General features: G+C 64.4%; 11 protein-coding genes and 1 tRNA gene. 7 read left to right on the top strand and 5 right to left on the bottom strand.

Going from position 1 to position 13985, the window contains the following annotated elements; genetic code table 11:
• Nucleotides 1-48 precede the first annotated feature (48 nt).
• Complete coding sequence (locus HAP47_RS25570; protein ID WP_231168367.1) at nucleotides 49-477, bottom strand: hypothetical protein; 429 nt, start codon at nucleotides 475-477, stop codon at nucleotides 49-51.
• A 472-nt stretch (nucleotides 478-949) separates the two neighbouring features.
• Here HAP47_RS25570 and HAP47_RS25565 point away from each other — a divergent pair, with 472 nt between their 5' ends.
• The 4 genes from HAP47_RS25565 (at nucleotide 950) to HAP47_RS25550 (ending at nucleotide 4701) form a co-directional block, all read left to right on the top strand.
• On the top strand, nucleotides 950-3445 hold the full coding sequence (locus tag HAP47_RS25565) for a penicillin-binding protein 1A (protein WP_173642228.1): 2496 nt from the start codon (nucleotides 950-952) through the stop codon (nucleotides 3443-3445).
• 168 nt (nucleotides 3446-3613) lie between these two features.
• Nucleotides 3614-3817: a hypothetical protein gene (locus HAP47_RS25560; protein ID WP_173642229.1), complete on the top strand. Its 204-nt coding sequence runs from the start codon at nucleotides 3614-3616 to the stop codon at nucleotides 3815-3817.
• A 219-nt stretch (nucleotides 3818-4036) separates the two neighbouring features.
• Nucleotides 4037-4110: transfer RNA gene (locus HAP47_RS25555), tRNA-Gln, on the top strand.
• A gap of 180 nt (nucleotides 4111-4290) precedes the next feature.
• On the top strand, nucleotides 4291-4701 hold the full coding sequence (locus tag HAP47_RS25550; protein ID WP_371821658.1) for a GNAT family N-acetyltransferase: 411 nt from the start codon (nucleotides 4291-4293) through the stop codon (nucleotides 4699-4701).
• A 24-nt stretch (nucleotides 4702-4725) separates the two neighbouring features.
• Here HAP47_RS25550 and HAP47_RS25545 read toward each other — a convergent pair whose 3' ends face one another.
• Nucleotides 4726-5370, bottom strand: a complete 645-nt coding sequence (locus HAP47_RS25545; RefSeq protein WP_173642230.1) for a TetR/AcrR family transcriptional regulator — start codon at nucleotides 5368-5370, stop codon at nucleotides 4726-4728.
• Nucleotides 5371-5487: 117 nt separating this feature from the next.
• Here HAP47_RS25545 and HAP47_RS25540 point away from each other — a divergent pair, with 117 nt between their 5' ends.
• Nucleotides 5488-7773 (top strand): arylsulfatase, encoded by a 2286-nt coding sequence (locus tag HAP47_RS25540; RefSeq protein WP_173642231.1) that lies wholly within the window; start codon nucleotides 5488-5490, stop codon nucleotides 7771-7773.
• Between the two features lie 126 nt (nucleotides 7774-7899).
• Here HAP47_RS25540 and HAP47_RS25535 read toward each other — a convergent pair whose 3' ends face one another.
• From HAP47_RS25535 to HAP47_RS25525, 3 genes are all read right to left on the bottom strand, one after another.
• Complete coding sequence (locus HAP47_RS25535) at nucleotides 7900-8412, bottom strand: invasion associated locus B family protein (RefSeq protein WP_210285681.1); 513 nt, start codon at nucleotides 8410-8412, stop codon at nucleotides 7900-7902.
• A gap of 106 nt (nucleotides 8413-8518) precedes the next feature.
• On the bottom strand, nucleotides 8519-11665 hold the full coding sequence (locus HAP47_RS25530; RefSeq protein ID WP_173642233.1) for an efflux RND transporter permease subunit: 3147 nt from the start codon (nucleotides 11663-11665) through the stop codon (nucleotides 8519-8521).
• Complete coding sequence (locus HAP47_RS25525) at nucleotides 11662-12831, bottom strand: efflux RND transporter periplasmic adaptor subunit (RefSeq protein ID WP_173642234.1); 1170 nt, start codon at nucleotides 12829-12831, stop codon at nucleotides 11662-11664. The genes HAP47_RS25530 and HAP47_RS25525 overlap by 4 nt, the downstream gene beginning before the upstream one ends.
• A 181-nt stretch (nucleotides 12832-13012) precedes the next feature.
• Here HAP47_RS25525 and HAP47_RS25520 point away from each other — a divergent pair, with 181 nt between their 5' ends.
• Both HAP47_RS25520 and HAP47_RS25515 read left to right on the top strand, forming a co-directional pair.
• Entirely contained in the window at nucleotides 13013-13474 is a 462-nt protein-coding gene (locus HAP47_RS25520; RefSeq protein ID WP_173642235.1) for a MarR family winged helix-turn-helix transcriptional regulator, read from the top strand.
• Nucleotides 13475-13596: 122 nt separating this feature from the next.
• On the top strand, nucleotides 13597-13836 hold the full coding sequence (locus tag HAP47_RS25515; RefSeq protein ID WP_173642236.1) for a hypothetical protein: 240 nt from the start codon (nucleotides 13597-13599) through the stop codon (nucleotides 13834-13836).
• Nucleotides 13837-13985: the final 149 nt, after the last annotated feature.

The following is a 13985-nucleotide window of genomic DNA, read 5'->3' as shown; positions in this document are numbered from 1 at the left end:
CATGGGGACCGCCGGGCAGGGAGCACCGTTTGCAAAACCGGTGGTGCGTCAGGCGACGGCCGTCGATCTGCCGTCGTCGTGCCCGCTCGTGAGCAGCAGGCGCCGGCGGATCGCATCCTCGACCAAGGCCAGCGATTGCCTGGCTTCACGCGCCTCGGCTTCGGCGGCCTGGGCCCGGAACTCGGCGGCGTCGAGCTGCTCCTGCTGGGACTCGATACGCCGTCGGGCCTCCTCGAGCGCCCGGGCTGCGTCCCTCAGCTTGCGCTCGGTGGCGGCGATGATTTCGAGCTGCGCCTGTTCGGCGGCCTCGGCGCGCGCCTCGCCGGCGCGGGCCCGGTCCTCGATGCTGCGGAACAGATCCGCCGCCTGATAGACCAAGTCCAAGGCTTCGGTGCCCATCGCCGATGTGGGAGGTCTCGGAAATCCGAGGACGTTCGGGTCGGCCGTAAAGGGTCGTCTAAATCCGCGCAGTGCCATGCGAACCAGCCCCCGCGAGTCGCGTGTATGGCAACAACTTGCGGTAGTCATGGTTACCAAACCATGAATCCTGTCGGCCGGCAGGCATTGTCCACCGGTTTCTGACGACACAGCGCCTCGAACGGCAGCCGGGTACTGCAAGCGCTCGGTCCGGCCTGCGGTTTTCTCTCGCAAGCGGCTCACCGCGCAAGCGCAGCGCTTGGGGACCGGCGTGCCGTCCGCCGAGCGCTCGGCGAATCGAGGGATGGAAGGCTGGGGGGCGATGTAGTCCAGCAGAGCGGCCGAGGAGCGGTGAGGGGCTGATTTGGCTGCGCGCGCGAGCCGGGCTCTATGGCATAAGTTTGACGCCTGGGCCGCTTTAATTCTCCTGTGTTGAATTGCAGGTCCATGGTGCGACCGATATACCGGGCGGCCTAAGTGGCACGCAGCGCACTCAGAACGAGCGACGTATTCGCCACGGAAAATCTGGTCGATGAAATTTCTGTTGCGGTTCTTCGGTTTCCTGTTCACCGCAGGAACCATCCTGTTCCTGGCTGGTCTCGCCGCGGTCGCAGGGCTGTTCTGGCATTTTTCCAAGGACCTGCCCGACTATTCGCAGCTCCAGAACTACGAGCCGCCGGTGATGACCCGCGTGCACGCGGCTGACGGATCGCTGCTGGGCGAATTCGCCAAGGAGCGCAGGCTCTATCTGCCGATCCAGGCCGTGCCGAAGCTCGTGATCAACGCGTTCCTCGCGGCCGAGGACAAGAATTTCTACGAGCACGGCGGCATCGACTATACCGGCATGGCGCGCGCGGGCGTCTCCTACATCCAGAACTTCGGTTCCAACCGCCGTCCGCAGGGTGCTTCCACGATCACCCAGCAGGTCGCCAAGAACTTCCTGTTGACCAACGAGGTGTCGTTCACCCGCAAGATCAAGGAAGCCCTGCTGGCGATGCGAATCGAGCGGGCCTATTCCAAGGACAAGATCCTCGAGCTGTATCTCAACGAAATCTACCTTGGCCTGGGTGCCTACGGCATCGCGGCGGCCTCGCTGGTCTATTTCGACAAGTCCGTCAATGAACTGACGATCTCGGAAGCGGCCTATCTGGCGGCGTTGCCGAAAATGCCGGCCAGCCTGCATCCGGTGCGTAACCGTGCGCGCGCCATCGAGCGGCGCAACTACGTGATCGATCGCCTGCAGGAGAACGGCTGGATCACCGCTGCCGACGCCGACAAGGCGCGCAAGGACCCGCTGACCGTCACCAACCGAAGCAACGGCGCGCACACCTTCGCCGGCGAATATTTCTCCGAAGAAGTCCGCCGCGACATCTTCGAGCGCTATGGCGAGAAGAAGCTCTATGAGGGCGGCCTTTCGGTGCGCACCACGCTCGACCCCAAGGTCCAGGTGATGGCGCGCAAGGCCATGGTGGCGGGGCTCGTGAACTATGACGAGCAGCAGGGCTATCGCGGCGCGATCCAGAAGCTCGACCTCAGCAGTGACTGGGGCGTTCCGCTCGCCGAGATCAAGTCGCTCTCGGACATCTCGCCGTGGCGGATGGCGGTGGTGCTGGAGAGCAACGACCAGTCGGCGCGGATCGGCTTTCAGCCCGGCCGCGAGCTCGGCGGCGCCATCAGCAAGCAGCGCGAGACCGGCATCGTCACGCTGGAAGGCGTGCGATGGGCGAGGGCATTGTCCGGCCCGTACAAGGGCAAGACGCCGACATCGGTGGCGCAGGTGCTGCAGCCCGGCGACGTGATCTACGCCGATCCGCTGTTCAAGGACGGCAAGGCCGTCGAAGGCCAGTACCGGCTGCGCCAGATCCCCGAACTGTCGGGCGCGATGGTGGCGATGGATCCGCACACCGGGCGCGTGCTCGCGATGGTCGGCGGCTTCTCGTTCGACCAGAGCCAGTTCAACCGGGCGACGCAGGCCTATCGGCAGCCCGGTTCGACCTTCAAGCCGATCGTCTATTCGACGGCGCTCGACAATGGCTACACCGGATCGACCGTGATGATCGACGGGCCGATCGAAATCGACCAGGGGCAGGGCAACATTTGGCGGCCGGAAAACTTCTCCACCGGCAAGTATCTGGGCCAGGTCACGCTGCGCAACGCGCTCCGCCTGTCGCTCAACACCGTGACCGTGCGGCTGGCGCAGGAAATCGGCATGCCTGTGATCGGCGAGTATGCCAAGCGTTTCGGCGTCTATGACGAGTTGCCGAACTATCTCGCCTATGCGCTCGGCGCCGGCGAGACCACGGTGATGCGGATGGCCACGGCCTATTCGATGATCGCCAATGGCGGCGTCCGCGTGAAGCCGACCCTGATCGACCGCATCCAGGACCGCTATGGCCACACCATCTTCAGGCACGACCAGCGCGAATGTCGCGGCTGCGACGCGCCGGAGGGCTGGAAGAACCAGCCCGAGCCGCAGCTCGTCGATCGCCGCGAGCGGGTGCTCGACGCGATGACCGCCTACCAGATCACCTCGCTGATGGAAGGCGTGATTCAGGCCGGTACCGGCACCGCGCTCAAGGACGTCGGCAAGCCGCTCGCCGGCAAGACCGGCACCTCGAACGAGGCCAAGGACCTCTGGTTCGTCGGCTTCTCGCCGGACCTCGTGGTCGGTCTCTATGTCGGCTACGACAAGCCGCGCTCGCTCGGCCGCAACGCGCAGGCCGGCCACACCGCGGCGCCGATCGCGCGCGACTTCCTGAAGCTCGCGCTGGCCGACAAGCCCGCCACCCCGTTCAAGCAGCCGGTCGGCATCCGGCTGGTGCTGGTCGATGCCAAGACCGGCCTGCGCGCCACGCCTGGTCAGAACCGGGGCGTGGTGCTCGAAGCCTTCAAGCCGGGCCAGGCGCCGCCGTTCTATGATCCGACGTTGGTCGCCGGCACTGATGTGATCGACGGGACCCAGCAGCCGGGAGTCTCACCGGACGCGGATCGCGCCGTCATGCGGTCAGGGACGGGCGGGCTGTACTGAGGCCCAGCCGCAGGGGATCCGCCAACTCTCTTCCGTTCAGTTTCTTGCACCGCCGTGGCAACGCGGCGGTGCGGCGCTTTGTCAGGGCCTGTGGCGGTTGAACGTGCCGCTTGCGAGATCAACCTATTGATCAGGGCCCAAGACGGGCCTTTCGCCGGTGGATCACGAATGATCAAGGTGCTGAAGGCCGCCGCTCAGATCGTTTGGGCCGTTTCCATGATTTCGCTCGGAACGCTGATCGGCGCTAGCTTTGGATGGGTGCATCACGGCTGGATTGGCGTGATCGCGGTCGGCACTATCGGGTTCAGCGTCGGGGCATTCCTCGCCGCCGATCCCTTGCTGGTTCTTCATTTCCTTCATGATGGTCTTTGACACCGCGCCCGGCGGAGGCTGTCGCCTGCGGAGGGCTGCACCCAGATATGTCGCCGGTCGGCTGCGATTTTCACATCCATTCCACGCCATCAATGCTTGCCAAGCGTGGGACCAAGCAGGTAGAAGGTCGCTCTCGCGCGGGCGCTGATTTGGCAGGCGAACCCGCTGTACCGAGATGTCCAGTCATCCAGCTAAGCTGTTGATACCACGGACAATTCTTGGGGAATGGTGTAACGGTAGCACAACAGACTCTGACTCTGTTTGTCTTGGTTCGAATCCAGGTTCCCCAGCCAATCTGCCTCGGTGGCGTGATCACCCTCCAAATCCTGACGACTTGCCGGGCGCACCTGCGCCTGAAGCGGGACCGCTCGTAGCGCGATGTGTGCCGTTACGTCATGAGGGTGGACTAGCCCGGCGTGATCCACCATGGTCTCACGCCCGTGTAGTGCGGTCATTTGCGACAGAGGTTTGAGGTGATCGACGAAATTCTCTATGCCCGCGAAGCGTCGATCGGCGTCGACGAGTTCATCGAGGTTCTGCGCCAGTCGGGCCTCGGCGAGCGGCGGCCGCTGGCGGATACCGACCGCATCGCGCGCATGATCGCCAATGCGAACCTGATCGTGACGGCGCGAAAGGCGACCAGGCTCGTCGGCGTCTCGCGCGCGCTGACCGATTTCGCCTATTGCTGCTATTTGTCGGACCTTGCGGTCGATCGGGAGCTCCAGGGGCATGGCATCGGCAAGCGCCTGATCGCGGAAACCCGGCGCCACGCCGGACCTGAATCGATGTGCCTGTTGTTGTCGGCGCCCGACTCGATCGGGTTCTACAAGACCATCGGCATGCCGCAGCCGGACAACGCGTTTCTCTACAAGCGCGAGCGATAGCGTCCGGCCCAGCCCCGCCGCGCGCTATCTAATCTCCGCCTTCAGCAGCAGCGCGAGGCAATCGGCCAGCCGTTGCTCGATCTCCCTGTCGCGGAGCGAGAGCGGGCCGGGATCGTTGAGGATCGCGTTGACGAGCGTGCCCAGCACGACCTGGAAGCCAAAGGCGATGGCGCGGGTCTTCGCCGCCTTGCGACCTTTGCCCATCGCAGGCAGCAGGAGCGGGGTAGCGTGTTCGGTGGCCGCGCGCGCGAGACTCTTGAATGCAGTCCACTTGTCCGGCCTGGTGTCGTCGTGCTGGAGCGCGGCGCGCAGCACGCCTTCATGGGCGCGGATCCAGCCGATGACGCCCGACACGACAAGGCGGCAGAGGTCGGCGAGCGCGACATCGCCGGCGGGACTGTCCATCCGGGCGAGATGCCGCGCGCCGTCCTGAGCCGCCAGCGCGATCAGTGCGTTGAAGTAGGCTTCCTTGCTCTCGAAGCGGCTGTAGAAGGCGCCGACCGTGGCGCCGACCTTGCCGCATAAGGCTTCGATCGACAACTCCGCAAGGCTCCGCGTCCGCAACAGCTCGGCGCCTGCCTCGAGCAGCGCCAGCGTAGTCTCGCGGCTGCGTTTCTGGCGCGACGGGGTGACGCCGGGAAGATCGAACTGGTCCGAAAGCCGCGGCATTTGCGCTTGCGCCTCCTGATATTCATAATCATAATTCGGATTATCATTTGAAGCAATCCGGCCGCACCGTGCCGGAACGGGCAGCGGGTCAGCCGCGGCGAGGACAGGGAGAGCGCCATGAGCGAGCATCGGAAGCCGCCGTTTGGCGGCAGCATCGGCAAGACGGTTGCGACCTCGAAGCCGTGGTGGCCCGACGCGCGTCAGCCGCCGGCCGGCGCGCCGAACATCCTGGTCGTGCTGTTCGACGATGTCGGCTTCTCCGACTTCGGCTGCTACGGCTCACCGATCCGGACGCCGACCATCGACCGGCTCGCCGCCGAGGGCCTGCGCTATAGCGGCTTCCACACCACCGCGATGTGCTCGACCACGCGTGCGGCGCTGCTCACCGGGCGCAATCATCATTCGGTCGGCGTCGGCTGCCTCGCCAATTTCGATTCCGGCTATCCCGGCTATCGCGGCAAGATCGCGCGCGAGGCGGGGACGCTTGCCGAGATGCTGCGCCAGCACGGCTATCGCAATTACATGGTCGGCAAGTGGCACGTCACGCCGCTGACCGAGAGCGGCGCCACCGGTCCGTTCGACGGCTGGCCGCTCGGCCGCGGCTTCGATCGCTTCTACGGCTTCCTCGACGCCGAAACCGATCAATATGCGCCGGAGCTGGTGTCCGACAACACGCAGATCGATCCTCCGCGCACACACGAGAGCGGCTATCATCTGACGTCCGATCTGGTCGACCAGTCGATCCGCTTCATCGCCGACCACACGGCCGATCGTCCCGATCTGCCGTGGCTGACCTGGCTTGCGCTTGGCGCCTGCCACGCGCCGCATCAGGCGCCCGCCGATATCATCAAGAGCTATGACGCAACCTTTGCCCATGGCTGGGACGTCGAGCGCGCGCAGCGGATGGCGCGGCAGAAGGCGATGGGGCTGGTGCCGGAAGCCACCAGGATGCCGGCGCGGAACGACGGCGTGAAGGCGTGGGACGCGCATTCCGCCGACGAGCAGCGCGTGTTCACGCGGTTGCAGGCGGCCTATGCCGGCATGCTCGACCACGCCGACAGGCATCTGGCGCGGCTGATCGCTTTCCTCGACAAGGCCGGCATTCGCGACAACACGCTGGTCATCGTGATGTCCGACAATGGCGCGAGCCAGGAGGGCGGCCCGCTCGGCTTCGTCAACGCGATGGGACCGTACAACTTCCGGCCCGAGCCGCTGCCGGCGAAGTTGCAGCGGATCAACGACATCGGCGGGCCGGACACGCACTCCAACTTTCCCCATGGCTGGGCGATGGCCTCGAACACGCCGCTGCGGCGCTACAAGCAGAACACCCATGGCGGCGGTATCCGCGATCCCTTCGTGATGAGCTGGCCGAAGCGCATCAAGGCCAAAGGCGAACTGCGTCATCAATTCGTTCACGCCTGCGACCTGACGCCGACGCTGCTCGATCTGATCGGAGTCGCCGCGCCGGCGGAGATCGCCGGCTGTCCGCAGATGCCGCTCGAAGGCGAGAGTTTTGCGCGGTCGATCGACGACGCATCGGCACCGTCGAAGTCATCCGCGCAGTATTTCGAGATGTTCGGCCATCGCGGTCTCTGGAAGGACGGATGGAAGGCGGTGTCGTTTCATCCCTCCGGCACGCCGTTCGAGAACGACACATGGGAGCTGTATCATCTCGATCTGGACTTCTCCGAGGTTGATGACCTCGCAGCTAAGGAACCCGAGCGTCTGGAGCAGATGACGAAACTGTGGTGGCGCGAGGCCGAGGCGCACAACGTGCTGCCGCTCGACGACCGTTTCGGGCCGCGCTTTGCCGAGAACGCGGCGCGCTTTCACGGCGCGCGGACGAAGTTCACCTTTCATGCCGGCATGGGGCACGTGCCGACCGATGTCGCGCCTGATGTCCGCAGCCGCAGCTATACCATCGAGGCGCATGTCGAGATCGCCGAGGGCGCGAGCGGCGTGCTGATCGCGCATGGCGACGCCACCTCGGGCTACAGCCTCTACATCAAGGATGGCTTTCTGGTGCACGATTTGAATGTCGGCGGCGGCCATGAACTCGTCACCTCCAGCCGCAAGGTGCCTGCGGGCGCGCAGCGGCTCGGCGTGCATGTCGAGCGCCTGCTGCGCAAGGAGCCGCCGGCCAAGGGCGCGCGGACCGGCGTCACCGAATACACGCTGACGATCGACGGCGAGCCGGTGGGATCGATGCAGACCCAGCTCGGCTTCCACAATTTCATCTCATGGTCCGGGCTCGACATCGGCCGCGATCGCGGCAGTCCGGTCTCGCACTACGCGGCGCCGTTCGAATTCACCGGCAAGCTGTTGCAGGTGACGGTCGTCATGCATGACGACCAGAAGCTCGATGGCGACGGTGTCGGGAACGCGCAGATGGCGCGGCAGTAGACGATAGTTCACCGATGATGGCGCACGTCATTGCGAGGAGCGAAGCGACGAAGCAATCCATGTCTCTGTTATACGGCGCGATGGATTGCTTCGTTCCGCTCGCAATGACGGGGGAGTTCCGCGCTGCTACTTGATCTTGTCGTACACCGTCGCGAAATCTGCGAGCGGCATCGGGATGCTGATGGTTTCCTTGCCGAGATTCTGGAACGACACCTTGAGCTGCTTGCCCGACTTCAGCTGGGCCAGGACGTCGGCCGCGATCGGCGCATTGATGTAGCAGCCGCGCGCCTCACAGGTCTGGATCGGCACGTCGACGGCCTTGCCGTCGTCGACCTGCAGCTTGGCGCCGACGGGCAGGTTCAGCCCGAGCGGAAGCTGGATAAGCGCAACCGGGGTGCGGGTGTCGCCGGGAACGCGGATGTTGACCAGCACGATGAGCTGGCCGGTCTTGGTGAGAACAGCGGTCTGCTCCATCGCGCATTCGAGCGGCGCGTCGCGGCTCGCGCTGGTACAGCGCGCGACCCAGCCGGTATTGTTGGGAGATGCGGCGTCACCTTGAGGAGCGGCGGGAGAAGCTGCGGGAACCGGCGCGGGCGCATTCTTGCCCTTGGGGGCCTGGGCGTGGCCAAGGCCGGCCATGCCGAACAGAGTGAACAGGGCGAAAAGTGACTTTGCGACAATCTTCACGATATCGGCTCCGAAATGAACGTCTTTCGGGTGTGCCGGTATGCGGTCAAAAGTCAAGTCACTCGGCGGCCTGCTTGACCGATCCATCCTCGCCATCGTCGGCGTCGTGGTCGGCGCGCGGCGAGCGGCCCCAGTTCGCAAACGCGTTGGAGAGTCGGTCGAGATAGAGATAAACGACGGGCGTCGTGAACAACGTCAGCGCCTGGCTGACGATCAGTCCGCCGACCATCGCGTAGCCGAGCGGCTGGCGGATTTCGGAGCCGGTGCCGGTTCCGAGCATCAGCGGTACGCCGCCGAGCATTGCGGCCATCGTCGTCATCATGATCGGACGGAAGCGGAGCAGGGCGGCCTGGCGGATCGCCGCCACCGGCTCCATGTGCTGATCGCGCTCGGCGGCGATCGCGAAGTCGACCATCATGATGCCGTTCTTCTTCACGATGCCGATCAGGAGGATGATGCCGATCAGCGCGATCAGCGAGAAGTCGAAGCCGGCCGCCATCAGGATTGCCAGTGCGCCGACGCCGGCCGAGGGCAGCGTCGACAGAATGGTGATCGGATGGATGTAGCTCTCGTAGAGAATGCCGAGGATCAGGTAGACCACCACGAGCGCCGCCAGGATCAGCAGCGGCACGGTGGATAGCGATTGCTGGAACGCCTGCGCGGTGCCCTGGAAGCTCGAGCTCAGGGTCGGCGGCGCGCCGAGCTCGACCATCGCCTTCTGCACCGCGTCCGTCGCCTGGCCCAGCGCGACACCCTGCGCCAGGTTGAACGAGATGGTGATCGCCGGGAACTGACCCTGGTGGCTGATCGACAGCGGCCGCACCGGAACGGTGGTCCATTTCGAAAAGGTCGACAGCGGCACCTGTTCGCCGGTCAGCGGCGACTTGATGTAGATGTTGTTCAGCGTGTCGACCGAGCCCTGCAGCTCCGGCAGCACCTCGAGGATGACATGGTAGCTGTTGAGCTGGGTGAAATACTGCGTCACCTGGCGCTGGCCGAACGCGTCATAGAGCGTGTCGTCGATCAGTTGCGGCTGGATGCCGTAGCGCGAGGCGGTGTCGCGGTTGATCTTCAGCTCGACCGTGGTGCCGTTGGTCTGCTGGTCGGTGGCGACGTCGCGCAGTTGCGGCAGTGTCTGCATCTTCGAGAGGATTTTCGGCGCCCACTGGTTCAGTTCGGAAAGGTCGGCATCCTGCAGCGTGAACTCGAACTGGGTGCGGGTCGGGCGGCCGCCGAGGCGGACGTCCTGCGCGGCCTGCATGAACAGCCGGGCACCGAGCACCTTCTCCAGCTTCGGCCGCAGGCGGGCGATGATCTGCTGCGCGTTGGCATCGCGTTCGTTCAGCGGCTTGAGCGTGATGAACATGTTGCCGTTGTTGCCGGCCCGGCCGCTGCCGCCGATCGCCATCGCCACCGTCGCCACGCCGGGATCCTGCATGACGATCTTGCTGAGCTCTTCCTGCTTCCCCTTCATCTCAGCGAACGAGATGTCCTGGCTGGCCTCCGAGGTCGCGGTGATCAGGCCGACGTCTTGCTGTGGGAAGAAGCCCTTCGGGATGATGACGAACATGTAGATCGACAGCGCCAGTGTCGCGAAGAAGATCATCAGGGTGGTGAACTTCCAACGCAGGGCAAGGTCGAGCCCGCTCTGATAGCCACGCAGCATCGCGTCGAAGCCGCGCTCGCTGAGCTTGTAGAGACGACCGTGCCGTTCCTCATTGTGCGCGCGCAGGAAGCGAGAGGCCATCATCGGCGTCAGCGTCAGCGACACGAACATCGAGACGAAGATGGTCATCGCCAGCACGACCGCGAATTCGCGGAACAGGCGGCCGATGATGCCGCCCATCAGCAGCAGCGGGATCAGCACCGCGACCAGCGAGATGCTGATCGAGACGATGGTGAAGCCGATTTCCTTGGAACCCTTGAAGGCGGCGGCCATCGGCTTCTCGCCTTCCTCGATGTACCGGCTGATGTTCTCCAGCATCACGATGGCGTCGTCGACCACGAAGCCGACCGCGATCGTCAGTGCCATCAGCGACAGGTTGTCGAGCGTGTAGCCGAAGATCCACATCAGCGCGCAGGCACCCAGCAAAGCCAGTGGCACGGTCACGGCGGGGATGACGGTGGCCCAGAAGCTGCGCAGGAAGGCAAAGATCACCATCACGACCAGGAAGATGGTCAGCAGCAGGGTAAACTGGACGTCCTCCACCGCGGCGCGGATCGTGGTGGTGCGGTCGCTGATGACCTCGATCTTGACCGCCGGCGGAATGGCCGCGACCAGCCGGGGCAGCGCCGCCTTGATCTTGTCGACGGTGTCGATGACGTTGGCGCCGGGCTGCTTGAAGACGACGAGGAATACGCCGCGCTTGCCGTTGGCCCAGGCCGCCTGCTTGGCGTCCTCGGGTCCGGTCACCGCCTGGCCGATGTCGCGGATGCGCAGCGGCCCGCCATTGCGGTAGGCGATGATGACGTCGTTCCACGGGTCCGCCGTGAGCAACTGGTCGTTGGCATAGATGGTGTAGGCGCGGGTGGCGCCGTCGATATTGCCCTTCGGGCTGTCGACGGTTGCGATGTTGATCGCAGCGCGGACATCCTCCAGCGACAGGCCTTTCGCGACCAGCTTGGCCGGGTCGATCTGGACGCGAACCGACGGCTTCTGCTGGCCGCCGATGATGACCTGCGCGACGCCGGAAATCTGGCTGATCTGCTGGGCAAGCTGGGCGTCGACGGAATCGCTGACCGTGGTCAGCGGCAGCGTGTCCGATGTCGCCGACAGCAGCATGATCGGGGCGTCCGCCGGATTGACCTTGCGATAGGTCGGCGGCGAGGGGAGGTTCTTCGGCAACTGGCCGCTGGCGGCGTTGATGGCGGCCTGCACGTCGTTGGCGGCGCCGTCGATTGAGCGGTTGAGGTCGAACTGGATCGTGACCGACGCCGTGCCCAGATAGCTCGTCGAGGTCATTTGCGCGATGCCGGGGATCTGCGCGAACTGGCGCTCCAGCGGCTGGGCGACCGAACTCGCCATGGTCTCCGGGCTGCCGCCCGGCAGCGTCGCGGTGATCTGGATGGTCGGGAAGTCGACCTGCGGCAGCGGCGCGACGGGCAGCAATGGATAGGCGACGAGGCCGACGAACAGGATGCCGGCCATCAGCAGCGAGGTGCCGATGGGAAAGCGAATGAATGGTGCGGAAATTCCGTCGCTCATTCCTGCGTAACCTTCGACTGGGACTGGTCCGTGCTCGCCACCGCCGTCGTCACCAGGGTTCCCGGCGAGACCTTGTACTGGCCCGCCGTGATCACCTGCTGTCCCGGCGACAGGCCATCCTCGATCACCGACTTGCCGTCGATCGACTGGCTGACCTTGAGCTTGCGAAGCTCGGCCTTGTTCTCCTGATTGACTGAATACGCGTACAGGCCTTCGGTGCCATGCTGCACTGCGTCATCCGGGACGACCGTGGCATCCTTCAAGGTTCTGACCAGAAGCCGGGTCGATACCGACTGGCCCGGCCACAGCGCATGGTCCTTGTTATCAAACACCGCCTTCAGCCGGACAGTCCCGCTCGTGGTGTCGACCTGATTGTTGATCAGCGCCAAGGTTCCGGTGGACAGCACCCGCTTGCCGTCGGTGGTCAGGGCTATGGTCTTGGGCGGCGCAACGGCCAGTGCCGCCTTGATATCGGGCAGCTGGTCTTCCGGCGCGGTGAAGATCACCGTGATCGGCTCGATCTGGGTGATCGTCACGATGCCGGTCGCCGCCGAGGCATTGACGATGTTGCCGATATCGACCAGTCGCAGGCCGACGATGCCGTCGATCGGCGACTTCACGGTGGCGTAGTCGACCTGGGTCTGGGCATTGAAGATGGCGGCGTCGTCGGCCGCGAGCTGGGCCGTGAGCTGGGCCACGGTGGAGCGCTGGGTGTCGAGCTGCTGGCGCGTCGCGAACTCGCCGAGCTTGGTGTAGCGCTGCAGGTCGAGATTGGCGTTGGCGATATTGGCCTCGTCCTGGGCCTTTTTGGCCTTGGCCTGGTCGAGGGTCGCCTGATAAGGCCGCGGATCGATCTCGACCAGCGTGTCGCCCGCCTTGACGAACTGGCCTTCCTTGAACGCGATCCTGGTGATCTGGCCGTCGACCCGGGTGCGGACCTGGACGGTGTTGAATGCCTGCACCGTGCCGAGGCCGGTCAGATAGACCGGGAAATCGGCCTTCTCGACCGGCGCGATCTTGACCGGCACAGCCGGACGCTGGGCGGAACGCTTCTGCGCGGCTTCTGCCGCCAGCTGATTGTCCGTGTGCTTCTGCCAGCCGAAATAACCGGCCCCGCCGACCGCAGCGATCACTAAAACCCAACCGATGGTGCGTGACTTTGACATGCGGACTCTTGGGTTCGACGTAACAATAAAGGGGGATCGAAACGGTTCACAGAGCTTGCGGATATAATATGCGTGCACTTAATGTGTAAACACACCAAGGCTTGAGAATCCTAAACATTCGGAAAGGTTTAGGCCAGAAACGAGCAGAAATATTCCGTCCGGGAAACCCACCGAGGACCCTATGTCGCTCGATCTCAAACGCCAGTTCATTGCGCAGCTCGTCGAGAGTTCCCGGCTGCTGCGCAACTATATCGATCATCGCGCCAAGGCGCGAGGCACCACGCGGGCCCAATGGATCGTGCTGTTCCGCCTGCGCGAGCAGGAAGGACTGTCCCAGGTCGACCTTGCCGACGTGCTCGAGTTGCAGCCGATCTCGCTGGTGCGGCTGCTTGACCGCCTCGTCGAACATGGCCTGCTCGAACGCCGTCCCGATCCCCGGGATCGCCGCGCCAATCGGCTGTTTCTGACGAAGAGAGGGCGCCGTCTCGTCGACGATCTCGACAGTCTGCGCGATGCAATTGCCGGCGACGTGCTCCGTGACGTATCGGACAAACATGTCGAGAGCGGACTGGCCACGCTGCGCGAGGTCAAGGATCGCATCAAGGCGCTCGGCGAGGATGCCGCGCACATCGCCGCGAAATAGCGCGAGCCTCGCCGCGACCTGCTCTCCATCCGTTCACCTGATGCAATTTGCGCGACGCGGTTGAAACGCCGCGGGATGTCGTTCATATCGCGCAGCGACGATGCGACAGGATGAGGGCAGCGATGGATGAGTTGAACGGACGCATGATGGCATGCCAGATCCTGGTCACCGGGTTGATCGCGCGTGTCGCCAGCGAGCAGCGTGACCCGCTGCGCTTTCTCACCGACTTCCGCGACGAGATCAAAGCCGTCGTCAACGGCGTCAACATCGCCGGCCTCGAGAACAGCGACCGCGTGCGGCAGGTCGCGCAGCGGACCATCGACGAGCTGTTCTCGCTGATGAAGCCACCAAGCGCCGAATGATTGGCGAGGCATCTCGGCACCAATTTAGAACCATTATTAGAACGCTTAAAAACTCAAGTTTAGAACGGTTTCAAACCACAGATTAGAATCGCTTTGAATTGGGGCGATTCAAGCAGACTGTGGCGCTGATCGCATTGATAAACAAAGGC

It is taken from the genome of Bradyrhizobium sp. 41S5 (assembly GCF_011516665.3).
Taxonomy (GTDB): Bacteria; Pseudomonadota; Alphaproteobacteria; order Rhizobiales; family Xanthobacteraceae; genus Bradyrhizobium; species Bradyrhizobium quebecense.
This window is presented reverse-complemented; position numbering and strand designations above follow the sequence as displayed.

Excerpts from the sequence above, each read along its gene's own strand:
- HAP47_RS25570 (WP_231168367.1), bottom strand. The coding sequence starts at position 477 with ATGGCACTGCGCGGATTTAGACGACCCTTTACGGCCGACCCGAACGTC.
- HAP47_RS25565 (WP_173642228.1), top strand. The coding sequence starts at position 950 with ATGAAATTTCTGTTGCGGTTCTTCGGTTTCCTGTTCACCGCAGGAACC.
- HAP47_RS25560 (WP_173642229.1), top strand. The coding sequence starts at position 3,614 with ATGATCAAGGTGCTGAAGGCCGCCGCTCAGATCGTTTGGGCCGTTTCC.
- HAP47_RS25545 (WP_173642230.1), bottom strand. The coding sequence starts at position 5,370 with ATGCCGCGGCTTTCGGACCAGTTCGATCTTCCCGGCGTCACCCCGTCG.
- HAP47_RS25540 (WP_173642231.1), top strand. The coding sequence starts at position 5,488 with ATGAGCGAGCATCGGAAGCCGCCGTTTGGCGGCAGCATCGGCAAGACG.
- HAP47_RS25535 (WP_210285681.1), bottom strand. The coding sequence starts at position 8,412 with ATGGCCGGCCTTGGCCACGCCCAGGCCCCCAAGGGCAAGAATGCGCCC.
- HAP47_RS25530 (WP_173642233.1), bottom strand. The coding sequence starts at position 11,665 with ATGAGCGACGGAATTTCCGCACCATTCATTCGCTTTCCCATCGGCACC.
- HAP47_RS25525 (WP_173642234.1), bottom strand. The coding sequence starts at position 12,831 with ATGTCAAAGTCACGCACCATCGGTTGGGTTTTAGTGATCGCTGCGGTC.
- HAP47_RS25520 (WP_173642235.1), top strand. The coding sequence starts at position 13,013 with ATGTCGCTCGATCTCAAACGCCAGTTCATTGCGCAGCTCGTCGAGAGT.
- HAP47_RS25515 (WP_173642236.1), top strand. The coding sequence starts at position 13,597 with ATGGATGAGTTGAACGGACGCATGATGGCATGCCAGATCCTGGTCACC.